The 23,423-nt window shown below is 35.2% G+C and carries 17 protein-coding genes; 6 read left to right on the plus strand and 11 right to left on the minus strand.

All coding sequences use genetic code 11. The annotated features are described in order from the left end of the window. The first annotated feature begins 27 nt into the window (after positions 1 to 27). Both DMB65_RS08460 and DMB65_RS08465 read left to right on the plus strand, forming a co-directional pair. Positions 28 to 2,211, plus strand: coding sequence for a PepSY domain-containing protein (locus DMB65_RS08460; RefSeq protein WP_110306207.1), 2,184 nt, complete (start codon positions 28 to 30; stop codon positions 2,209 to 2,211). Between the two features lie 14 nt (positions 2,212 to 2,225). Next, a complete protein-coding gene (locus DMB65_RS08465; protein WP_110306208.1) occupies positions 2,226 to 3,230 on the plus strand; it encodes an FAD:protein FMN transferase in 1,005 nt (334 codons plus the stop codon). 36 nt (positions 3,231 to 3,266) lie between these two features. On the opposite strand, the gene DMB65_RS08470 is transcribed toward DMB65_RS08465, so the two are convergent. Next, positions 3,267 to 3,677 (minus strand): hypothetical protein, encoded by a 411-nt coding sequence (locus DMB65_RS08470; protein WP_110306209.1) that lies wholly within the window; start codon positions 3,675 to 3,677, stop codon positions 3,267 to 3,269. Positions 3,678 to 3,700: 23 nt separating this feature from the next. Continuing rightward, positions 3,701 to 4,732, minus strand: a complete 1,032-nt coding sequence (locus tag DMB65_RS08475) for a LacI family DNA-binding transcriptional regulator (RefSeq protein WP_110306210.1) — start codon at positions 4,730 to 4,732, stop codon at positions 3,701 to 3,703. Between the two features lie 225 nt (positions 4,733 to 4,957). Between DMB65_RS08475 and DMB65_RS08480 the strand changes: the two genes are divergently transcribed. From DMB65_RS08480 to DMB65_RS08495, 4 genes are all read left to right on the plus strand, one after another. After that, on the plus strand, positions 4,958 to 5,776 hold the full coding sequence (locus tag DMB65_RS08480; RefSeq protein ID WP_110306211.1) for a polysaccharide deacetylase family protein: 819 nt from the start codon (positions 4,958 to 4,960) through the stop codon (positions 5,774 to 5,776). Between the two features lie 98 nt (positions 5,777 to 5,874). Beyond that, the gene (locus DMB65_RS08485; RefSeq protein WP_110306212.1) at positions 5,875 to 6,363 is read left to right on the plus strand and encodes a TlpA family protein disulfide reductase; all 489 of its coding nucleotides are present in this window, start codon (positions 5,875 to 5,877) and stop codon (positions 6,361 to 6,363) included. Positions 6,364 to 6,612: 249 nt separating this feature from the next. Further along, positions 6,613 to 7,065, plus strand: coding sequence for a hypothetical protein (locus DMB65_RS08490; RefSeq protein ID WP_110306213.1), 453 nt, complete (start codon positions 6,613 to 6,615; stop codon positions 7,063 to 7,065). A gap of 4 nt (positions 7,066 to 7,069) precedes the next feature. Beyond that, a complete protein-coding gene (locus tag DMB65_RS08495; RefSeq protein WP_110306214.1) occupies positions 7,070 to 7,375 on the plus strand; it encodes a hypothetical protein in 306 nt (101 codons plus the stop codon). Between the two features lie 70 nt (positions 7,376 to 7,445). Here DMB65_RS08495 and DMB65_RS08500 read toward each other — a convergent pair whose 3' ends face one another. The 9 genes from DMB65_RS08500 to DMB65_RS22380 form a co-directional block, all read right to left on the minus strand. Then, complete coding sequence (locus DMB65_RS08500; protein WP_110306215.1) at positions 7,446 to 8,834, minus strand: M20/M25/M40 family metallo-hydrolase; 1,389 nt, start codon at positions 8,832 to 8,834, stop codon at positions 7,446 to 7,448. Positions 8,835 to 9,000: 166 nt separating this feature from the next. After that, positions 9,001 to 10,905: a family 43 glycosylhydrolase gene (locus DMB65_RS08505; protein ID WP_110306216.1), complete on the minus strand. Its 1,905-nt coding sequence runs from the start codon at positions 10,903 to 10,905 to the stop codon at positions 9,001 to 9,003. A gap of 91 nt (positions 10,906 to 10,996) precedes the next feature. Next, the gene (gene bglX, locus DMB65_RS08510) at positions 10,997 to 13,297 is read right to left on the minus strand and encodes a beta-glucosidase BglX (RefSeq protein WP_110306217.1); all 2,301 of its coding nucleotides are present in this window, start codon (positions 13,295 to 13,297) and stop codon (positions 10,997 to 10,999) included. An 86-nt stretch (positions 13,298 to 13,383) separates the two neighbouring features. Continuing rightward, the gene (locus DMB65_RS08515; protein ID WP_110306244.1) at positions 13,384 to 14,097 is read right to left on the minus strand and encodes a carboxylesterase family protein; all 714 of its coding nucleotides are present in this window, start codon (positions 14,095 to 14,097) and stop codon (positions 13,384 to 13,386) included. A gap of 10 nt (positions 14,098 to 14,107) precedes the next feature. Continuing rightward, complete coding sequence (locus tag DMB65_RS08520) at positions 14,108 to 15,475, minus strand: glucoamylase family protein (RefSeq protein WP_110306218.1); 1,368 nt, start codon at positions 15,473 to 15,475, stop codon at positions 14,108 to 14,110. A gap of 68 nt (positions 15,476 to 15,543) precedes the next feature. Next, the gene (locus DMB65_RS08525) at positions 15,544 to 17,004 is read right to left on the minus strand and encodes a RagB/SusD family nutrient uptake outer membrane protein (RefSeq protein ID WP_110306219.1); all 1,461 of its coding nucleotides are present in this window, start codon (positions 17,002 to 17,004) and stop codon (positions 15,544 to 15,546) included. 4 nt (positions 17,005 to 17,008) lie between these two features. Further along, positions 17,009 to 20,047, minus strand: a complete 3,039-nt coding sequence (locus DMB65_RS08530; RefSeq protein ID WP_110306220.1) for a SusC/RagA family TonB-linked outer membrane protein — start codon at positions 20,045 to 20,047, stop codon at positions 17,009 to 17,011. A gap of 243 nt (positions 20,048 to 20,290) precedes the next feature. Next, on the minus strand, positions 20,291 to 23,035 hold the full coding sequence (locus DMB65_RS08535) for a helix-turn-helix and ligand-binding sensor domain-containing protein (RefSeq protein ID WP_110306245.1): 2,745 nt from the start codon (positions 23,033 to 23,035) through the stop codon (positions 20,291 to 20,293). A 134-nt stretch (positions 23,036 to 23,169) separates the two neighbouring features. Further along, entirely contained in the window at positions 23,170 to 23,412 is a 243-nt protein-coding gene (locus tag DMB65_RS22380) for a DUF6169 family protein (protein ID WP_110306221.1), read from the minus strand. Between the last annotated feature and the right edge of the window lie 11 nt (positions 23,413 to 23,423).

Consider the following 23,423-nt stretch of genomic DNA (forward strand, 5'->3'; position numbering starts at 1 on the left):
TACCGTTACATTTCTAGAATATCATCAATGACTCTTTCTTTCTGGCGTTATGCACATGTGGCTTTGGCCTTATTTTCTTCAGCCTTTTTAATTTTGGCTTCGGTAACCGGAATAATTCTGGCAGTCGATACAGTCCAGGAAAAAACATTGCCCTATAAAGCAGCCAGTTTTGACCGGATAACTTTAGGCGAAACACTGCCAATATTAAAAAAGAAGTATCCGGAAATTACAGAATTGAGTATTGATTACAATAAGTTTGTAACAGTACAGGCAATTGATGAAGACGGAAATGACATCAATGCCTATATTGATCCTAAAACCGGCAAAACTTTAGGGATTCCTGCAAAAAAAAGCGAATTCATTCAATGGATTACAAGCTTGCACCGTTCTTTGTTTCTTCATGAAACAGGACGATTTTTTGTGGGTGTAATCTCTTTTTGTTTAATACTAATAGCAATTTCGGGTTTTGTACTTGTTCTAAAAAGACAACGCGGCATCCGAAATTTCTTTTCTAAAGTCATTAAGGAATATTTCGCCCAATATTACCATGTCGTTTTAGGTCGATTGGCTTTAATTCCGATTTTGATTATAGCTCTTTCCGGAACATATTTGTCTCTGGAAAGATTCCACTTTTTTATGGGTGATGAAAAAATTAAGCCCCTAAAAACAGTACTTTCGGCAGAAGCTAAAAAAACTTCTATATTCAAAAACACATTGCTGTCTGATGTAAAAAAAGTCGAATTTCCTTTTACAGATGACCCCGAAGAATATTATATAATCGAATTAAAAGACCGTGAAGTTGAAGTGAATCAGGTCAATGGTACCGTTGTTTCAGAAAAACGTTCTCCCGTAACCCTTCAGTTGTCTGCGTTGAGCCTTGATCTTCATACCGGAAGAATCCATGCACTCTGGGCTACCATTTTGGCCTTGGCGTGTATCAATATTCTTTTCTTTATTTATTCCGGTTTTGCGATTACTTTAAAAAGACGATCCAGTCGCATAAAAAATAAGTTTAAAGCCAATGAAAGCAGTATCATTCTTTTGGTAGGTTCCGAAAACGGAAGCACTTTCAGGTTTGCGAATGCGATTCTGCAGCAATTAATCGATCAGGGACACAAAGCTTTTATAACCGAACTAAACCGCTTTTCTGTTTATCCAAAGGCAGAACATATTATTGTGTTTTCTTCAACGCACGGACTTGGAGATGCTCCTTCAAACGGAACTCAATTTAAATCTCTGCTCCATAAGCAACCCCAACAACAGAAAATCAATTTTTCAGTAGTGGGTTTTGGTTCAGAATCCTATCCTGATTTTTGTGGATTTGCTGTTGAAACCGATCAGCTTTTAGAGACCCGGAACTGGGCAGAACGTTTTTTGGAATTGCAGACTGTGAATGACAAATCGGCTGTTGAGTTTGTAAACTGGGTGAAATTGTGGAGTGAAAAAACCGGAATTCCGCTGGCTACTACACCATCTTTATACAATCATGTTCCGAAAGGGCTGCAAAAATTAATGGTTTTAGACAAAACAGCGATTTCTGAAACCGAACATACTTTTATCCTGACGTTGCGGGCCAATATACGTGCGAAATTCAGTTCGGGTGATTTGCTGGCTGTTTATCCTGCAAACGATTCCCGCGAACGCCTCTACTCTATTGGAAATCATTTCGGTAACATTCAATTAGTCGTAAAATTACATTCACACGGATTAGGTTCGGGGTTCTTACATAACCTTGAAACAGGAAATACCTTTAAAGCCCGGATCATCAACAACAAGGCTTTTCATTTTCCGTCAAAAGCCCCAGGAGTAGCTTTAATTTCAAACGGAACCGGGATTGCACCTTTTCTTGGAATGATTGAACAAAACAAGAAAAAAACAGAGACTCATTTATATTGTGGTTTTAGAATGGAAACGGAAACCGTCTCCGGCTATAAAAAGTTTTCTGATGACATGATTCAAAAACAAAAACTTACGAGTTTTCATCTGGCCCTTTCGCGTGAAGCGGAACACATCTATGTGATGGATTTGATAAAAAGAGACGCAGCGTTTTTTGTAGATTTATTACAACAGGGTGGTGTTATCATGATTTGTGGTTCACTTGCTATGCAAAAAGATGTAGAAGCAATGCTGAACGAATTATGTCTGGTCAACAGCATCAAAAATCTGTATGATTATAAGAAAAACGGACAGCTGTTAACTGATTGCTATTAATATTTTTATACCAAATGAAAGGTTCTTATTGTACTATTTTATTTCTTTTCATGCTTCTCTGGAGCTTTTCCGGAGATTCACAGGTATTGCGTAAAAGGACTACTTTGCTTATGGGAGGCCGTTTTGACATTAGCATTGTAGCTTCGGATTCCCTAACGGCTGAACAAAATATTAACGAGGTAATTGCAGAAATCAGCCGGATTGAAAACCTGATTTCGGACTGGAAACCGGATTCGCAGGTTTCTGAAGTCAATCAGAATGCTGGAATAAAACCCGTAAAAGTAGATCGTGAGGTTTTTGACTTGACACAAAGAGCTATACGGTTCTCTGAAATTACCCATGGCGGTTTTGACATTAGTTTTGCTGCTTTAGACCGTGTTTGGAAATTTGACGGATCAATGACCGAAATGCCTTCGGCGGAAGCCATCAAAAAATCAGTAGAAAAAGTCGGTTATAAAAATATTGTTTTAGACAGCGTTCAGTCGACTATTTTCTTAAAGTTAAAAGGAATGAAAATTGGTTTTGGCGCTCTGGGCGAAGGGTACGCAACGGATAAATGCAGAACCATGATGCTCGTAAAAGACATAAAAGCCGGAATCATAAACGGATCCGGAGATATGAGTACCTGGGGAAAACAACCCAACGGAGAAGACTGGAAAATCGGCATTACGAATCCGTTTAAACCTGAAAAATTGCTGGCAGTTGTTCCGTTGAAAGATGGCGCTGTGACAACTTCGGGGAATTATGAAAAATATGTGGTTTTTAACGGGAAACGATATTCACACATTATCAATCCGGCAACGGGATATCCGGCAACAGGTTTATGCAGTGTTACGGTTTTTGGCCCCAATGCCGAGACCGCAAACGGATTAAGTACTTCGATAATGGTTCTAGGAAAAGATGATGGTTTGCTTTTACTTCAAAAATTTCCGGATTATAGTGCTGTGATGATTACTGATAGCGGAAAGGTAATTAAGTCTAAGAATTTTAAGATTTCTAAACTCAAAGCTAAATTATAGATACTGTTTTTGGTCAGTTAGAAGCTTATTTTAGGATTATATTGAAAGTGACCTGAATTCTCCTTTATCATTTAATAAGACATACAATAATCCTATTCCAATAAAATTTGCAATGAAAAAAAACAAAAGATTGGCTGTAAAAACATTTAAATACATTTCATAATCAGCACCGTAAATTAATTCAAGTAATTCCCCTGTAAGAATAAAAGATAAAATTATCGCTATTGATGAAGACAAAAAACTATAAAAAAATTTTTCAAACAGAAGTAATGTTCTCGAAAAAATAACATAGAAAAGGGGACAACCAAATACCAGAGAAAAAATTAATCCTTTCTCAAAAGTATCGGTTCCGCCTTTTTGAAATTGCGAGGAAATATGCAGAGAAAAAACAGTTAAGATTATTACAATTAATAAAAGTCTGTTCCAGTAATTAAATAAAGTTTTCATTATTTACTCAATTTATCGTTACCTTACTTCCTATTCGAAGACTCACGTGCCAGAACCTCAGTATTCAAAAAAGTAATTTCTTTAACCTCATCACTTTTAGAAGATTTCAGGTTTTTAATAATAATTTCGGCAGCTGCCTTTCCCATTTTTTCTGCAGGATGTGTTATAGTTGATAAATTGGGATCAATAATTTGAGATATGGGGTCATTATTAAAGCCAATAACCGCAACATCTTCAGGTACTTTAATTCCTCTTTTCTTGGCGGTCTGAATGGCACTCACCGCAATAATATCTCCAGCTGCAAAAATACCATCCGGAATTGGCTTCAAATCAAACAATTTATTGCTTGCCTTTACGCCGTCTTCGTATGTAACTGATTTTAAATTCACAATCAGTTCTTCGTCTACAGGCAAATTATGATCTTTTAAAGCTTCAATATAACCTCTTCTTCTTTCATTATATAAATTACCAAATTCTGAACCCGCCGTTAAATGCGCGATTCGGATACAGCCCTGCTCTATAAGGTGCTTGGTCGCTTTGTATCCTGCGGAATAATTATCAATGATTACCCTGAACGTATTGAAATCCTTTGGAACCCTGTCGACAAAAACAAGGGGAATATTATTGTTTGAAAATTGTAAAAAATGTGATGTATCCCTGGTTTCCATAGCCAATGAACAAATAACACCGCTTACACGATTGCTATATAAAGACTTGGCCATGTTTGCTTCCTCTTCAGAAGAGTCATGCGACTGCATGATAATAACCGTATAACCTGATTTTTGAGCAGCAATCTCAATACCGCTAATTAATGACGATAAAAAGGGCTGAGTCACAGTCGGAATCAAAACACCAATCGTTTTAGTTTTATTTCCTCTTAAACCTGCTGCCAAAGTATTCGGTACAAACCCCATTTCCTCGGCAGTTTTCTTTACTTTTTTTATGGTTTTATCGCTAATAGTGTGATGATCCTGTAAAGCCCTTGAAATGGTTGAAGTTGCTAAATTCAGTTTTTCAGCAATATCGTATATCGTTACATATTTTTTTTCTTCCATGAAATAAACAATAAAAATAGGTGTAAATATAGCTATTTTCTATCTAAAGCAATCTCTCGGACATCTTTCTGATTTATAACGTTACAATTTCACCCGAAATTTTTCATATATTGCCAAGTGATCCGATGATCAAAAATACACAGAAAATAAAAATGAACTGACATCAGCCAGCCCAATAAACAAAACAAACTTTATAACCAAAGCATTACAAACATGACCTATTCTATGTATCCAGTAATAAACAAAAATCTCAAAAAAACAATTACAGCAGGCATAATTCTCTTCTCAGCTGTTTCAATTTTTGCGCAAACAGAAAACAGAAATTGGAATGGTAAAAAATGTGCTGTTGTGCTGACTTACGATGATGCTTTAAACATTCATCTTGACAAAGTTATTCCGATGCTCGATTCTTATCAATTAAAAGGTACATTCTACCTGATAGGCTCTTCTCCTGTTGTTTCTCAAAGAATTTCAGAATGGAGAACGGCTGCAAAAAAAGGACACGAACTTGGAAATCATACCTTAAACCATCCTTGCGACGGTAGTTTGTCCGGAAGAGATTTTGTAACCTCAGAAACTGATTTGTCCAAATATACCGTCGTAAGGGCTGTCAATGAGATCAGAATAACCAATACTTTGCTAAAAGCCATTGACGGAAAAGATGAACGTACTTTTGCTTATCCTTGTGGAGATTTAACTATTAGGGATACGCTGTATTATAATTTTATAAAAAATGATTTTTTGGCCGCACGAGGAGTATCCTCAGGATATTCGGCTCTAAAAAAAGTCGATTTTTCGAATGTAAATTCGTTTTTTCAGAATGGAAGTACTGCCGAACAAATGATCGCTCAGGTTGAAGAAGCAGAAAAAAAAGGTTCTTTTATTGTTTTTCTGTTTCACGGTGTGGGTGGCGAACATGCTTTGAATATTGATTTGGAAGAACACCGAAAATTACTGGAATATCTAAAGAAGCGAAAAAAAGACATCTGGACAGCTCCAATGGTAGATGTTGCAAAATTTATCAGGGAAAATAAAAACAAATAAATTGTTAGTGATACAAAATTACCGAAACACTTCATTTTTATGAAAAAATTTAAATCGTGTTATTATATTTGCAACGTTAATTCCCCAAATTACTGAATATGAAAAAAGTATTATTTATTGCCTTATTGACATTTTGCATCAATACGGTCACAGCACAGGTTGTAGGCCTGGAAATTGGTGATATTGCGCCGGAAATTGATCTTCCGGATACAAAAGGAGAAAAAATTGCGCTTTCCTCTTTAAGAGGAACCATAGTATTGATTGACTTTTGGGCTTCCTGGTGTGGTCCGTGCATCAAAGAACAGCCGGAATTATTAAAATTATACAATACTTATTCTGAAAAGCTTTCTATTTACGGAGTTTCTCTTGATACCAAAAAGCCAGTCTGGACAGGAACAATAGCAAAACTAAAACTGCCATGGACCCAGGTTAGCGATTTGAAATACTGGAGTTCGCCTACTGTTGCAGACTATATGGTTCAGGCTTTACCTCATAATTTAGTGCTTGACAAAAACGGAATTATACTTGCAAAAAACATTCATGGAGCCAAACTAAATGAATTAATAAAACAAGTTACAGGCAATTAATATCATACCCTTTTCTTTTCTCAAATACCTCATCTGAGAAAGAAAATAAGTCTTAAAAGCACTTTTATTATATTTTCAAAAATAGCTGCCTTTTTATTTGGTAGCTATTTTTTTTATTATTTACTTTGTTTCTCAAAGTACTTTTAAATAAATTAGAAGAGCACATTAAAATACTAACACATTAAAATTGTCTCTTTTTTTTGCTGAAATACTTTGAAACTCAAAGAACTTTTAAAAAACAAATTAACCATGAGAGATTATATTATTGAAAAATTATACGAATGCACCAAAAAGCCTTATCAAAAATTCTTTAAACAAAACAAACCATGGGAAGTTGACAAGGAAACGCTCCTGAACTATCCGAAAGGCAGTTTAGGAAACAGCTTAGGCAACTTTCTGAATGAAAATCATTTTGATATGCAGCCCAAATTAGAAGATCATGATGTCATTCATGTTTTGACCAATACGGGTATTTCTGTTACGGATGAAATCGGGATGCAGTATTATCTTTTGGGAAACGGAAAGAGAAGTATGTATTTGTTTTTGGTAATTTTTTCAGGAACTCCGTTCTACCCTAAGCAAATTCGGTATTTTATTGAACAATACAAAAGAGGCAAAAAAGCACATCCTTTTTATTACCTGAATTTTTCAAATATGCTTTTAGTACCCGTTAAAACTATTCAACACATTTTTAATATTTAAAATTATGACAACTCTAAATAAAAATCTTTCAAAGGAAACTCAAACTATTGAATTAGTAATTGGAACTTTTATAATCATTACTCTGTTATTTGCATTTTATATGTTCACTAACAAAAACGCTAATGTTTTGGTATTTGCTTTTCCTTTTGTTGTTTCAGCTTTGTTTCTAAACGGAATTATACTGTTGCTCCTTACAGGCCGTTTTGTAAAACTATATCATGAAAGGAAAGATATAGCGGTTAAAATTCTGTTGCTGCTCAGTAATATTCCTATTGCGTTTTTGTATTATTCAGTGGCTATGAAAGCCTGATCTAAAAAAATCATAAAAAAAGCTATAAGTTCAAAACTCATAGCTTTTAGATATTAGTTTAAAACAAAACTTAATTAGTAGCCGGAAGCACAATCCCACTCTGATCTATCAAATAAAGCAACGTAGTCATAGTCGCTGCACCCAATTCTAATTCTCTTTTGTTTATGGCATCAAATTTATCGTTTGCTGCATGATGGTAATCAAAATAACGTTGTGAATCCGGTTTTAAACCTGCTTTAACGATAGCTTTTGATGTTAAATGCTCAATATCTGAACCGGCATGTCCAATGGTGAAACTATGTACTAAATAAGGTTCGAAATAATCTTTAAAGCCTTGGATTTTCTTCAAATTGGCATCGTCAGCTTCGATTGAAAATCCTCTTGGTGTAAATCCGCCTGAATCACTTTCTAAAGCAAAAATGTGGTTCTCGTTCTTTTGTTTGGAGACTTCTTCGTATTTCGCTCCGCCTTTTCCGCCGTTTTCTTCGTTCATAAATAAAACGACACGAATGGTGTTTTTTGGCTTGTAATTGAAACTTTTAAGGATACGAATGGCTTCCATACTCTGCACCACTCCTGCCCCGTCATCGTGAGAACCGTCTGCCAAATCCCAGGAGTCCAAATGACCTCCTACTACCATAATATTTTCAGGAGTTACGGTTCCTGTTACCTCTCCAATTACATTATAAGATAATTCATCCGGAAGTGTCTGGCAGGATTGTTTAAAATAAAATTTTAAAGCAGGATTGTTTTTTAAAGTGGCACTGAGCAGTTCGGCTCCATTTGTACTGATAGCAGCTGTCGGAATGTATTGTTCTTTTGGTAAGTCGCCATAACTCTGAGCGCCAGTGTGTGGAAAATCGTCTAAACGCAAATTCATGGAGCGCACAATTGTACCAACAGCACCAAATTTTGCCGCTTCTTTTGCACCTGCAAATCGCTGGTCTACACAGGCACCGTATGATTTGAAGGTTTCAATATTTTCAGGGTTCATGGGTCTGTTAAAAAACACGATTTTACCCTTTACCTTATCGCCTAACGTTTTTAATTCTTCGATACCCTGAACTTCTATTACCTCAGCGGTTAATCCTGTTTTTGCGGTGGCAACAGAGCCTCCTAAAGCACAAATAGGCACTGTTGTTTTTACTTTTCCATCCAGAATATAAGCGGTCTCTTTTTCTCCGCGTACCCAATGCGGCACCATTACTTCCTGTAGATATACTTTGTCTAATCCTAAACTTTCTAATTGTGTTTTTGTATAATTAACAGCCAGCTGTGCATTTTGTGATCCTGATAAACGTGCTCCGATGTCATTGGATAAATACTCCAGCCAGGTATAACATTTGGAATCGGTTAACGCTTTTTTATAAAACAGTTTGATGTTTTTTTCTTCATTTGATTGTGCAAAAGACAACAATCCGCTTAAAATTGAAACGGTCAACAGAATTGTTTTTTTCATGGTTGTTATAGATTTTGGGGTTGTGTTTACATTCTGACTTCTTTAGCAAAGAAACAAAAAATCTTCAAACCCGTCAGATTTTTTCCTCAGCCATTTTCACAAAAAAAACCTGATTACAAATTCTTTACTTTGCAATCAGGGTTTTTAAAAAATTCTCAATTAAAAGTTATTTTACCTCGATAATCTTATTTTTTGGAGCAATTCCGTTTTCGTTAAAGGCTTCAATGGTAAAATAATATTTTATGTCTTTGTCCAGACCTCTAAAATCATAGGAATCATCATCGTAAACCATAATACTGTTGTACAATTTATCAGGAGCAATTCCGTAATAAATATTGTAACCAACTGCATCATTTTGTTTTTTCCACGAAATTAAGGCATTGCGGGAATCTGTTTTGTTTCTGTTTACTTTAAAAGATGCAACTGCTTTTGGTTTTACGGCTAATCCGTTTCCGAAAACCCTGAAATCTGAAATAGCAAACAAACCGGAAGCATTGTGAATATTCTCCATTTTGATGTAACGTGCTTTAATTGATTTTGAAAGTTCTACATAATCATGCGGCGCATCTTTATCGTTTTTGGATTTATCTACAACCCGTTTCCAGTTGACGGCATCATCAGACATGAATATTTTATACTGGTAATAAATGTCCATTGCCTTATTGAACTGCGTTGCTTTATGATCTGCGTAATTGATCTGAAGAGCGTTGATTTCCATTGGTCTTCCCAAATCCATTTGAAGCCATTCTCCGGGATTGCCTGTTTTGGCAGACCAATAGGTCTGAATATCTTCGTCGGTTAAATTTTCCGGTCTGTAACAGAATTTCTCATAAACTTTTTTACCACCATTGTCCACTCGGTGTGTTTCTACTTCCATACATTCTTCTGATGAGGAAACGGTTACCGTTTTTTTATACGAAAGCAGCATCCAGCCTGATGAAGCCCCTCTTGTCTGGTCACGCTCACCAGTTGGCAATACAATTGGAAAATCTCCGTAAGCTGTTATCGAGTACATCACCTCATCGTTATCAAATCCGGCCGGAAACATATCGATACGGCGTTCAAAACGGTCTTTAATGGAAATTTTACAGGTTCCGGTGTTCCAGTAATTTCCATAATGATCTGCAAAAGTATTTCCGTGTCCGGCACCAATTACAAATCCACCCGGTTTGTACGACATCGGATTGTGTTTTTGATAAGCAAAAGGCCCTAACGGATTATCGCCGACATGAACTCCGTTTGCATAGCCTTTAAATTCGGTTGCCGGAGCGCCATATTGCATGTAATATTTTCCGTTGTGTTTGGTCATCCACGCCCCTTCAATAAAATTTCCCCAAGGTGCTGGTTCCATATCGTTGTTTGGTCCAAAACGTTCCCAACCATGTTTTGCAGGATTGAGGACAGCTACTTCTTTGATTTGTCCGTACGGTTTCTGAATATCTTCTACTTCGGTTGCTTTGTACAATGTTTCATAATCGGTCTGATTTCCTTTTGGAAGCCAGGTGTTGTAATCTACCTCAACGCCAACAAGAGGCAATTTTCCGCTGGAACCGTAGTACATATATACTTTTTTATCATCATCCTGAAAAATCGCAGGATCCCAGGTGGGCAGCATGGCTTTGTTTACGTGACGGGTCCATCTGCCTGATTTCGGGTCGGCTGTTTTCCAGATGGGATGATCTCTTTTCCAGGTCGAGCCTACGTAAAATAAAGTATCATTTAGCACCCAGGCTGCCGGAGCACACTGATCGTCATCGGCAGGCTGTCTTTGAAAACTTCCGTAAACAAAATTCCAGTTTGACATATCCTTACTCCAAAAAAAACCTGCCTGATTGGTGGCAAACAAGTAATAATCTCCTTTGTAGTTAATAATCACCGGATCTGCACTGGAACGGCGGGACTCCTGAATTCCGTTGTGATTGAAAGTTGTGTAATTGTACCCAATATTTATCGGATTACAGTAAGTAGAGGCGGGTTTATTGGGATCAAACCACTCTGTTTTTTGTGCTGATACCTTTAAATTAAATCCAATCAAAAGGATCCATAGCGGAATTACATATAGCTTATACATCTGTTTTATTTATATTTTTTTTGTTTTTGTCTAAATTAAAAAAGCCCTTCGTATAACCAGTACGAAGGGCAATTACTAATTAACAAACCAATCATTTAGTTAACTCAAAACTAACTTTCTTGTCGGCAGTTGAATTTCCTCCAACGAAAACATCAAACTGTCCGGGCTCTGCTGTGAATTGTAAATCAGCGTTATAAAATTTTAAATCCTCAACCGTGATATCGAAACTTACGGTTTGTTTTTCTCCTTTTTTAAGGGCGATTTTTTGAAAGTTTTTCAGTTCTCTGACTGGTCTTGTTACGGAACCAACTAAATCCCTGATATATAACTGAACGGTTTCTTTTCCGTCAAAATTTCCTGTGTTTGAAACATCAACCGTAACTTTTAAGTTTCCGCTATAGTTCATTTTGTCAGAAGAAATTTTAAGGTTTGAATAATCAAAAGTTGTATAACTTAAACCAAATCCAAAAGGAAATAAGGGCTCGTTTCTTTCATCGATGTAATTAGATCTAAACTTTTCGAATTTTCCTTCTGAATTAGAAAGTGGTCTTCCTGTGTTTTTGTGTGCATAATAAATAGGTAGCTGCCCCACGCTTCTTGGGAAAGTAGTTGTTAGTTTTCCGGAAGGATTTACATCTCCAAATAAAACATCAGCAATGGCGTGACCTGCTTCACTTCCGGCAAACCATACGTTTAAAATGGCCGGAACTGTTGTATTTTCATTATTTAACACCAAAGGACGCCCGTCAAATAAAACCAAAACGACTGGTTTACCTGTTTTCAGCAAAGCATTCAGTAAATCTTTTTGAGCCTGCGGAATTTCCAGATTAGTACGGCTGCTGGATTCTCCGCTCATTTCGGCAGATTCTCCAAGCGCTGCTACAATAACATCCGATTGTTCCGCTACTTTTAAAGCCTCTGCAATTAATTCTTCTTTTGGACGGCTGTCACGATTTAACGTTTTACCAAACATGGTGGCATTGGTCTCAAAAGTTTCATCATAATCTAAATTGCTTCCTTTTGCGTAAAGCACTTTTACAGCTTTTCCGCCTACTTCCTGAATTCCCTGTAACAGCGAAATACATTTCTCACCAACTGTTGCTACACTCCAGGTTCCTGACATATTGTTTCTGGCATCTGCCAATGGCCCTATTAAACCGATTGTTCCTGACTTTTTAAGCGGCAATAATTGGTTTTGATTTTTCAGTAAAACCAATGATTGGGCGGAAATTTCACGTGCTTCTTTTCGGCTTTCTGCTGTAAAAATTTCAGACTTAGCTCTTTTATCATCGCAATATTTATACGGATCGTGGAATAATCCTAAATCGTATTTTGCTTCTAAAATCAGTTTTACGGCATTATCAATGGTTTCGATAGTGACTTTTTTCTCGTCTAAAGATTTTTTTAAGGTTCCTAGAAATCCTTCGCCCACCATATCCATTTCGACACCGGCATTTAATGACATAGCCGAAACTGTCTGAAGATCTCCCATTCCGTGTTCGATCATTTCAGGAATTCCTGTAAAATCGGTTACGACAAAACCTTTAAACCCCCATTGTTTTCTAAGGACGTCCGTCATCAACCATTTATTTCCCGTAGCAGGAATTCCGTCCACTTCGTTGAAAGACGCCATAACCGAACCTACTCCGGCATCAACGGCTGCTTTGTACGGAGGAAAATAATCATTGAACATTCTGATATGGCTCATATCAACCGTGTTGTAATCACGTCCTGCTTCGGGCGCACCATACAAAGCAAAATGTTTTACACAGGCCATAATCGAATTGTTTTTAGAAAGATCATGCTGCTGATAGCCATTTACCATTGCTTTTGCGATCTGGCTACCTAAGTACGGATCTTCACCTGAGCCTTCAGAAATCCTTCCCCAGCGTGGATCCCGGGAAATATCTACCATTGGCGAAAATGTCCAGTTGATACCGTCAGCACTTGCTTCCTGAGCCGCAATCTGCGCACTTCTTTCAATTAGCTTCATATCCCAGGTACAGGATAATCCCAACGGAATCGGGAATGTGGTTTCGTAACCGTGAATCACGTCCATCCCAAAAATCAACGGAATTTTTAAACGGCTTTTTTCAACAGCAATTTTCTGTACTTCCTTGATTTTCTGAACCGATTTGATATTAAACAAACCACCTACTTTACCCTCTGCAATTTTTTTTGCCACATCAGAACTGTTCGCCTGACCGGTTGTAATGTCACCCGAAGTTGGCAAATTAAGCTGACCCAGTTTTTCATCCAAAGTCATTCTCGATAATAATTCGGCAATAAATTCAGCTTTTGGTTTGATTTTTACAGCATTTTTAGGATCTTTCTTTTGGGCATTCCCCAAAATTGTACATCCTAAAAACAGTATGATTAAATTTTTCTTCATTTTAAATAATTTAGTTTTTAAGTAGATCGTCATTCTTTGATTCCTAGTTGAGTTCGGAACAATGGCGATTTAATAAAATGTGGTATTTATTCGTTTTTATTTGTCTTAATCTGTTTAAACATCCAGTCATAAATTTCGGGATTGTCATAGACTCTTGTCCAGCTATCGTGGCCCGCATCATCAAAAATGGTCAATTGAAGATCTTTTGGATTGCATTTTTTTAATTCTTTGTAAATAGTTATTGCATAATCTACCTTTACGACATCATCTAATAGTCCGTGATAAATTCTGGTTGGAATAGCCACAATTTTACAAGCGCTTTCTAACTGAATCAAATCAACAAAACCTGAAATAGGCACTATTGCTGCAAACTTATCAGGATAAGAAAGTGCTAAATTCCATGCCGCCCATCCCCCGGAACTTAAACCTGTAAGATATATTCTGTTGGAATCTATATTGTTCTCCTTTTGAATTTTTAAAATCAACTCATAAATGGATTCAATATCCCAATTTTCATCTTCTTTACATTGAGGTGCCAAAACATAAGTATCTAATTCGTGTGTTTTCAAATATTTTAAAGGACCATGAATTTTTACTTTTTCAATATCAGTCCCTTTTTCCCCATCACCGGAAATAAAAATTATTAATGGCTTTTTATCTTTTGTATTGGCAGGTTTATGTAATGCATAGCCTAATTCATGCTGAACTACAATAACCGTTTTTATTTTTCCGGTTGTTTCTCTTTGAGCTAAACACAGTACAGAAAATAATAGCATTAATAATGTTATTTTATGTTTCATTAAATAGATATTAGAATCCGTATTTACCTGAACTAAATCCAAGTTTTATTAAACCTTGTTTTACTTCTGGAGCATTCATAAACAATTTCCATAATAAACCTGTACGATAATTTTCGATCATAACGACTTCCGGTCCCTGATCGATTGCCAGATAACGTTTTGCTGTCCAGTTATTTTGTAAACTAACCGCGTCATAAAATCCGGCATCTCCCCAAGTTTCTTCTTCGTGATTTTCGTATAAATTTCGAATAACAGCCATAGCTTCTTTTGGAGAATAAACAATAGAACTAATTGCAGCTGTTGGCGAAATAACTCCTTTATCATTGCCCGGCATATGTGCATCGTACCCTATAGAACCGTCAGAATTTCTGGAATATGAAGCTGTTAAGCCCCAATAGTCGGCACCATAACCTTTAAAATTTTTAGGATTTTCGAGACAATATTCATAATCAATTTTAACATGGTTTACATTGAGATCCCAATAGTTAGCATATTGATCACTTAATTGGTTTGGGTCAAGTCCTAGATAAGAATAATGCGCCCAGAATAATGGCCCTCCAAATTCTTCAGCTCCATTATGTTTTAAAATCAACGGAATATTATATTTTGTATTTGATGAAATAATTCCGCTACTTCTCGCCCAGCCTTCATGATATACTTTGGGATCAATTGTATGTGTTGGAGAAGATGCCGCCATCACATAAGTAATCAAACATTCGTTATATCCTTGTAATGGAAAATTCATTTGCCAGTCGTAAGTTGGTGACCAATGCCAGTATAGAACGTTTTTGTTGTTTGTATACCAGTTCCATTCTACCCCTTTCCAAAGCGCGTCATATTTTTGAGCAACTGCCTTTTCTTTTTCAGAACCGTTTTTTAGATATTCTCGAACCGTAATCATTCCTGCAACCAAAAATGAGGTTTCGACTAAATCTCCTCCATTATCCTTGGTTCCAAAAGGTTTTACTTTTCCTGTATTTCCGTCTATCCAATGCGGCCATGCACCATGAAAACGATCTGCTTTAGCTAAAAAATCAGCAATTTTGTTCAGTCTTTCAACTCCTTCTTCTTTGGTAATATAACCTTGAGACATTCCTGAAACAATGGCCATTAAGCCAAAACCAGAACCTCCTGTTGTAACAATGTTAACATCGTTTTCAGGATAATTCCCGTCAGGATGATAACGTTCTCTGGCTAATCCCGAATTTGGTTCGGCATAATCCCAGAAATATTTGAAAGTTTGTTTTTGAACAGTCGATAAAAGCTCCTCATCTGAAAGTTTTTCTTCAGACGATGTTGTACTTTCTTTTTGTTTATCTAAATACGAACTACAGCTAAAAAAAGTAAATGAAAAAAGTATGAGTGCTATTCTAATCATTGTGAAATTTGTGCAATTATTAAAATAATCACTCCTTTCAAATGAAGAAAAGAGTGATTTTTAAAGTATTAATTTGAATATCCCGGATTTTGTTGAGATAAGCCATTGGCTTGTGATAAGAATGAAGCCGGTATTGGAAACAATTCATTTTTATTTTCTGTAAATATTTTTCCATCAGCAGCAAAAGCTTCTTTAGCTTGTCCGGTTCTGACTAAATCAAAGAATCTGTCAAACTCAAAGGCTAGCTCAACTCTTCTTTCTTTCCAGATTGCAGTTCTAACCGCATCTTGAGAAGTAGCCGGAGTATTTCCTAATCCTGCTCTGTTTCTGATTTGGTTTAATAACGGAATAGCCTCTGAAGTTTGACCAAGTTCATTCAAAGCTTCGGCTTTCATTAATATAACTTCTCCGTATCGTAGATATACAATGTTGGCATCTGTTTCCCATGCATCTGTATATTGAGAAGAATAAGCTTTCATGTTATACATTGCATTTTCTACTGTTGCAGGAACTACTCTTCCATCATATAAAGTTGTGCCTCTAAAAATAATAGTTGCTTCTTTTCTAACATCGCCGGCTTCATAAGCATTTAACAAACTTTGTGATGGTGTATTGAATCCCCATCCCCATCCGCCGGTACCACGCGCACCTTGCGTATTAGAATATCCTGAAATTCCTTTAATTGGAACAGAACCTGCTCCGTTAATTTCAAAAATAGACTCAACTCCATTCTCTCCTTCTACCCTAAACATTTTAGCATAATCCGGAGCAATTGAATATCCTGTAACCAAATTACAGTTGTCAACTACTTTTTGCCAATTTTTTTGATACAGGTTAACTTTTGCTAATAATGCGTAAGCTGCTCCTTTTGAAGCTCTTGCTTTTTCATCTGCTGAATAAGCTGACTTTAGAGGCAGTACAGCAATTGCATCATTTAAATCCTGCTCAATAAAAGCATAAACTTCTGCTGCTGTTTTACGGGTAAGCAACATATTTTTATCATCAACAGATGACGGATTGGCTAAATGATCTACAATTGGAACGCCACCATAACATTTTACCAAGGTAAAATACATGAAAGCTCTCAAAAATTTAGCTTCACCTATTAATCTTTGTCTTAAACCAGCATCTGCTTTATCTAATTTTGGAAGAATGTTTAATGCCTGATTACATCTATTGATTCCGTCATATTGCGCTAAAAAAGTACTTTCGGCTGAAGGATTTGATGAATTATAAGTCAAGGCATCCAAAATATCTTTATCAGTACCAGTATCTCCAAGTGCAGAGCCTTTGTCTGCATCATCAGAAGTGATACTGGCTAATCCAATCCATCCAAATGAGCTCATGTCCCAATCAAGAAATTTACTGTAAATAGAAGTTACAAATGTTGCTGCTCCAGCATCATTATTAAACAATTCTATATCGCTTGTAGAGATAGACTCCGTTTGATCAACATCTAAAAAGTCGTTTGAACATCCTGCAAAAAAGAATACAGATAGTACAAAGATTGATATATATATCTTTTTCATAATATTAAAATTTTAAATTAGCACCAACAACAAAAGATCTTAAAGTAGGATAAGCATCCAGCTCAATTCCCTGAGTTCCGTAAGGATAACCATCACCATTTAACTCTGGAGAATAGCCAGAGAATTTTTGAGTGATAAATGGATTAATTGCATTTACATAAATTCTGCAATAGTTAATAAAACCAGTTTCGTTTAAAGGTAGTTTATACCCTAAAGTGATATTGTTAACTCTAAAGAAATCTCCAGATTCTAAGTAATAAGTTGAAGCAAAAGGAACCTTATTAAATGGTGCAGGATTAGATGTGTTGGTATTTGATGGAGTCCAGAAATCAGTTGCCAATGAAGCCTCTATATTTTCACCAGAAAAACGCTGTGCTTTTTTACCATTGTACACTTTTGCTCCACCAGTACCATAACCGTCAACAGAAAAATCAATATTTTTATAGTTTATACCTAATGTAACACCGTAGTTTGATTTAGGTAAAATTGAACCTGCATACTTTCTGTCTTTATTTAAATCTAATGCATCTTGAGTAACTTTAGCACCTGAAGCATCATAATACAACATATTACCATTGGAAGGGTCTATACCTGCATATTTATATAAATAGAAACTCCCTAATGGTTGCCCTATTGATGTTTCATCTAGTATTTTAGTCGTTTGACCATTTCCTAAGCTTCCTCCAGTAAGTGGTGAAAGTTCTAAATCTTTCAATCCTGCAAGTTCATTTTTGTTATGAGAGAAGTTACCTCCTACCCAATAGCTTAAATTGTCGGTAATTTTATCATCCCAGCGTAAAGCAATTTCATAACCCTTGTTAGAAACCTCTCCTACGTGTGCCGGAGTTACAAGAGTAATTCCAGAAGTTCCGTATGGTTTTGTATTTAAAATTACATTGCTTGTGTTTTTATCATAAACATCAACAGAACCTTTTAATCTGCTGTTTAAGAATTCAAAATCAATACCTGCAGAACTTTCTTCTGTAACCTCCCATGATAAACTTGGATCAATTTGAGATGAAATTGTAGTTCCTTCATTAAGGATTGAACCTCCTAAATAACTATTTAATCCAGAGTTATACGATTGATTATTTAATGGAACATTTTGATTTCCTAATTTACCCCAGCTTCCTCTTAATTTAATTAAATCAACACCTTTAATATCTGACAGGAAACTTTCTTTGGTCATAATCCAGCCAATACCAAAAGATGGAAAGGTTCCCCAACGATAATCTTTAGCAAAATTTGAAGATCCGTCACGTCTAACTGTACCAGTTAAAAGGTATTTATCCATTAATTTATATTGGAAACGTCCAAAATAAGAAGCTAGTCTGCTTTCATTATATTTTATGTCGTATAGATTTACAACATTACCTGCATAATCTACACCTTCACCGTCAGTAGTATTATATAATGACCAGTAATTAGAATCTGGATTTACATTTTTTCTGACTATACTTAATTTTTCTCTGGGACCTTTTACAGAAACCTCCATACCTGCAGTTACTTCTATATCATGTACAGTAGCAAAAACTTTGTTGTAGGTGAAATAGTTTGATAAATTCCAGTTAAAATATTCTTCTCTACCCCTTGTCAATAAATTGGTGTTTGAAGTTGCAGAATAATTAGCAGCGATGCGAGTTGGATCAGCAGCTAGCCAAATATTTTTAGTATCTTCAAAATTATATTGTTTCCAATTATAATATTCTCCATTAAATTGTGAGGTAAATTTTAAACCAGTAATTATTTCATAATCTAATTTTAAACCACCTTGAAGTGTTACACTACGTTGTTGCTCATTGTAGAAGTTTAATTGAGAAACTGGATTTCCAACATTATTAAAGGCTCCTTTTTCACCTGTTGGGCCAGCAATATCATCTGAATTTCTAAAAGAAACACCATATTGTCCTGTTGAGAAATAAACCGGTACATTTGGAGCTTGTTTATAAGCATTTGTGAATGCACTTAACGGTTTTGGAGCAGAATTAGCTGAAGTAAAGCTAAAGTTCTGATTTAAAGTAACTTTTTTAGAAATTTTATATTCATTATTATTTCTAAAATTGGTACGACTGTAACTCAAACCATTTAAAATAGCCTTTTCCTGGTAATTTCCGGCACTAAAAAAATATTTAATATTTTCTGAAGCTCCAGAAACAGAAATGTTATTTTGAATATAAGAACCAGTTCTGGTTATTTCGTCAAACCAATTTGTGTTATAAGGTTGCTCTTCAGCAAAATAATCAATAGTACCAGGTGCACGATTAGTATAGGCAACATATTGATCACTATTTGCCATTTTTACTGTTTTAAGGGGATTTCTAATACCTGCAAAACTTTCTACCTCTATAGAAACTTTATCCCCTTTTCCTTTTTTAGTTGTAATAATGATAACACCATTTGCAGCTCTTGTACCATAAATAGCTAAAGAGGAAGCATCTTTAAGAATTTCGTACGATGTAATGTCATTTGTATTGATATTATTAATGTTCTCAGTTGGCATTCCATCAACAATATATAAAGGACTTCTTCCTCCCAATGCAGTCCCCAAACCTCTAATAACGACAGAGGGTGTACTACCCGGCAAATCAGAAGAAATAACTTGTACACCTGCCGCTTTACCCTGAATAGCCTGAGAAGCATTCAATACTTTTGTTTTGGTAATATCTTCGGCTTTTAACGAAGTAATTGCAGAAGTATTATCAATTTTCTTTCTGGTACCATATCCAATTACAACTACTTCTTTTAAGGCTGTATCACCTGCTTCTTTTAAAGTAATCGTCATTAAACCAGAAGTTGCCGCTACAGAAATTGCATCAAAACCCAACATGGAAACCTTTAATATGTCTCCAGGTTTTGCATTAATAGTAAAGTTTCCGTCGAAATCTGCATCAGCAGTTGCTCTGGCATCAGATGAAGCAATTATTGCTCCGGGAATTCCCATTCCGCTGCTGTCAACTACTTTTCCTTTAATTGCTTGTACTTGTCCAGACATAGATGCCGGAAGTAGCAAAAGTGCTAAAAAGCTAAAAATAAAATTTTTCATAAAGATAATAATCATTTAAGTTAGTGAAGCCAAATTAAACAATTACAACGTTGGAGTACATCATATAGTACTACTACATAGCCACATCACACGATCTAAAAACACAGATAAAACCTTGTTTAAAAACAAGTTAACCCCTAAACCAACTCAATTTACAAAAGGTTATGATGTAGTAATGATGTATTGTAATAATGCAAAAAAGAAAGCTAAAAAATATAATATGTATAAAAAACAAACCAAATATTATATACTCAATAAAAATTTAGGCAAATTTTCTTCTTGTGAGAGGTTTAGCTTCTTTCTTAGTCGATATCGATGCAATTCTACACCTCTAAAAGAAATGTTCATAAGAGGTGCAATTTCCTTTGAAGCAAGGTTCATTTTAAGGTAAACACACAGTTTGATGTCCTTTGGTGTAAGGTTGGGAAATTTCTTGGAGAGGTTAATTATAAATTCATTATGAATCTGGTTCAGATTGGTTTCAAAAGTCTCCCATTCGTGTTTATTGACTTCATTGATCTTAATCGCTTTTTTAATTTCACTTTTAAGTTTATTAAAATCTTTTTCAGAATCCAGAATGTTCTGAATATTATCTATCATCTCACTTTGTTTGGCTATCGACAAGGATTTTCCGGCAACTTCAGATGATTTAGTTTGGAGTTCTAATTCAAGAATATGTTTTTCATATTCCTGAACATTCAATTCGTTTTCGGCTTTTAATTCCATTTCCAGAATTTCACGCTGATGTTTTAATTCTTCAGCCTGTAATTTTAATTTTTGAATGTAACGGAGCTTATTCCATTTATAATATACAAAAAGGACAACTCCAATTAGCAATAAATAAAGTAAAATCATCCAGACTGAAAAATACCAGGGCTGGGCAACTTTAAAATCAAAATTACAAACCTTGTCATAATTAGCACCACTGTGTTTATAAATAACAACAGAATGATCACCACTGCTTAGGTTATTCAGCAAAATCAATCCATCAGAAATGGGTATGAAACCCTTGCTATCATTGATTTTGTAAAACAAATTAGGTTTACTGGCTCCATAAACTCCAGATATCACATTAATTTTTAGTTCGGTATTATATTTAATTTTAGCCTCTCTTGACAGCAGCATTTCTTCGCTAAATGCTTCAATTTTTACCTCAGTACTTTTTTTATTATGATATTTGAGAGGAAGAGAAATAAATCCGTCATCCAGATTCAGTAAATAATGAGTGTTTGTCCGATAGATCCTCAAATTGTCATTAATGAGCTTTCCTTTGTAATATTTTTCCTGAATGATATTCCATGTAAATTTACTCCCTGAAACATAAATATGATATAAAATCCCTTCCTGAAGCACCATAAAATGATTTTCATCTATTGCGACAACATCTGTTATATTTTTAAAATTGGTATTAAACAATTCATTTTCCTCAAGCTGATTGGTAATTGAATTATAGGTATACCATGAACTATTGATTAGAAACAAAATCTCATTTCTAAATTCAAAAATCTTAACCCCAAAATCATTTTCTATGTTACTCTGCTGGGTAATGTTTTCAACCTTTTTAGTCTTAAAACCATTATCATATAAAACACGGTAAAGTCCACGATAATTATCGGCAGCAAAAATTTCATTTTTTTTATTTTGGGCTACATACTTTATCGGTTTCGAAATATCGGCGATTTTTTTATATTCTGATAATTTTGAAATGTCATCATATACTAAAATCCCACTGTACGTTGACTGAAAACAGGTAGTATTGATACTGCTTTTTGATAAATTCCAGCCACCGCTTACATTATTTGTTTTCATTAAAGAACCATTTTCATAGCAAAAGGTTCCGTCATTATGACCAATGATATATTTATTGTCTGTTTTAGTAATATTCCACGCCTGTCCCTGTGTATTAGGCAGCATTTTAAATTGCCCCGAAATAAACTCAAAAACCCCATGATTCGAAGCAATTAAATATCCTTTATTGGTTGTTGCAACAGAATAAACAGAACCTAAAATCCCGGAATTGTCATAAAAGATAGATATGGGCGAGTTCACTTCTACGTGGGCAATACCGTTATCCAGCCCAAGCCACAAATCATTTTCTTTATCTACCCCAATGCTTAAAACTGAGTTGTTCATCAATACATTGTCCCGGCCAATATTTTTATGGGTACCGGTTTTAAAATCATAAATAAAAACACCTCTGTTCCCTGTACCCAATACCAGTTTTCTGTTTTTTATAAACTTTGCCACGTTAATTGTTGCTGACTTTAGGGTTTCATTTAATGAATTATTCCAGGGTTTTAAATTGCCGTTTTCAACAATAAAAATTCCTTTTTTCTGAGTAAAGACATAAGTTTTATTCTGATACGTTTCCATGGCATGAACCACGCAGTTTTTAAGGATATCCCAACCTTTTGGATTAACAATTCGTGAACCGTTCATTTTAAAAACCCCTTTTTTTACCGAAGCAACATAAAGATTCTTGTCGACTACGAAACAGTACGATATTAAAAATGGAAATCTGACTTTTTGAATGTGTTTTCCGTTATAAATAAAAACATCATTAAACGACTGAAAATAGATAGATCCGTTAAACCTGAAAATTTTCCAGATTTCTTCATTGTCTTTTTCGTCAAATAAGCGAAGGTTTTTGGTAAGCGAGACATAGTGCATCTTTCCCTCTTTTCTATACCAATAACCAAACTCTTTATAAGAACCGGAATAAATTTTATCACCCTCAATACTAATAGAGCGAATGATTGTTTTGTTGGGCAATGTATATTTTTCCCATATTACTCCATCATATCGCAATAAATAATGATTGTTGGCAAAATACATAGCGTTATCTTTTCCCTGAACAACATTCCAGATCTGATTATCACCCTGATAATTTGATTTGCTGTAATTTTCTACGAAGGGAAGTAATTCTTGCGATTGAATTTGAGAGGTGATGAAAAAGAAGAAAAGTAATTTTAAATGTATCGATTTCAAAATATTCGGATTTAAACTCAAATATACTGACAAATATTTAAATTTTGAGTATAAAAAAACTCCTGTCAACTGTTGAAAGTTGAAGAAGTTAAATCGTGTTCTTGTTTGATAAAAAAACGAAATTACGGAAAGAATTATTTGTCAGATTCCATAATAAAGCTAAACGCTTCAATAACATTGTTCGCATATGGGTTTACGGTATTAACAATCAAGGAAACATATTCTGATTCTGGAGAATTAGGATATACTAATTTTCCATCATGTTTCTCAACCATCTCCCAAGAATAATTTTTATACCATTTATCGAAAAGCTTGCTTCTTGCAGCTTGTTTTCCATCACTTTTATCACAAATATATAGTATTGCATTTTTCCGCAAACTTTCCGATT

The organism is Flavobacterium cheongpyeongense (genome assembly GCF_003202435.1).
Lineage (GTDB): Bacteria > Bacteroidota > Bacteroidia > Flavobacteriales > Flavobacteriaceae > Flavobacterium > Flavobacterium cheongpyeongense.

Coding starts and splice junctions, on each gene's coding strand:
- DMB65_RS08475 (WP_110306210.1), bottom strand. CDS start 4,732: ATGGAAGAAAAAAAATATGTAACGATATACGATATTGCTGAAAAACTG.
- DMB65_RS08495 (WP_110306214.1), top strand. CDS start 7,070: ATGACAACTCTAAATAAAAATCTTTCAAAGGAAACTCAAACTATTGAA.
- DMB65_RS08500 (WP_110306215.1), bottom strand. CDS start 8,834: ATGAAAAAAACAATTCTGTTGACCGTTTCAATTTTAAGCGGATTGTTG.
- DMB65_RS08465 (WP_110306208.1), top strand. CDS start 2,226: ATGAAAGGTTCTTATTGTACTATTTTATTTCTTTTCATGCTTCTCTGG.
- DMB65_RS08470 (WP_110306209.1), bottom strand. CDS start 3,677: ATGAAAACTTTATTTAATTACTGGAACAGACTTTTATTAATTGTAATA.
- DMB65_RS08525 (WP_110306219.1), bottom strand. CDS start 17,004: ATGAAAAAGATATATATATCAATCTTTGTACTATCTGTATTCTTTTTT.
- DMB65_RS08480 (WP_110306211.1), top strand. CDS start 4,958: ATGTATCCAGTAATAAACAAAAATCTCAAAAAAACAATTACAGCAGGC.
- DMB65_RS08520 (WP_110306218.1), bottom strand. CDS start 15,475: ATGATTAGAATAGCACTCATACTTTTTTCATTTACTTTTTTTAGCTGT.
- DMB65_RS08530 (WP_110306220.1), bottom strand. CDS start 20,047: ATGAAAAATTTTATTTTTAGCTTTTTAGCACTTTTGCTACTTCCGGCA.
- DMB65_RS08490 (WP_110306213.1), top strand. CDS start 6,613: ATGAGAGATTATATTATTGAAAAATTATACGAATGCACCAAAAAGCCT.
- DMB65_RS08460 (WP_110306207.1), top strand. CDS start 28: ATGACTCTTTCTTTCTGGCGTTATGCACATGTGGCTTTGGCCTTATTT.
- DMB65_RS08485 (WP_110306212.1), top strand. CDS start 5,875: ATGAAAAAAGTATTATTTATTGCCTTATTGACATTTTGCATCAATACG.
- bglX (WP_110306217.1), bottom strand. CDS start 13,297: ATGAAGAAAAATTTAATCATACTGTTTTTAGGATGTACAATTTTGGGG.
- DMB65_RS08505 (WP_110306216.1), bottom strand. CDS start 10,905: ATGTATAAGCTATATGTAATTCCGCTATGGATCCTTTTGATTGGATTT.
- DMB65_RS08515 (WP_110306244.1), bottom strand. CDS start 14,097: ATGAAACATAAAATAACATTATTAATGCTATTATTTTCTGTACTGTGT.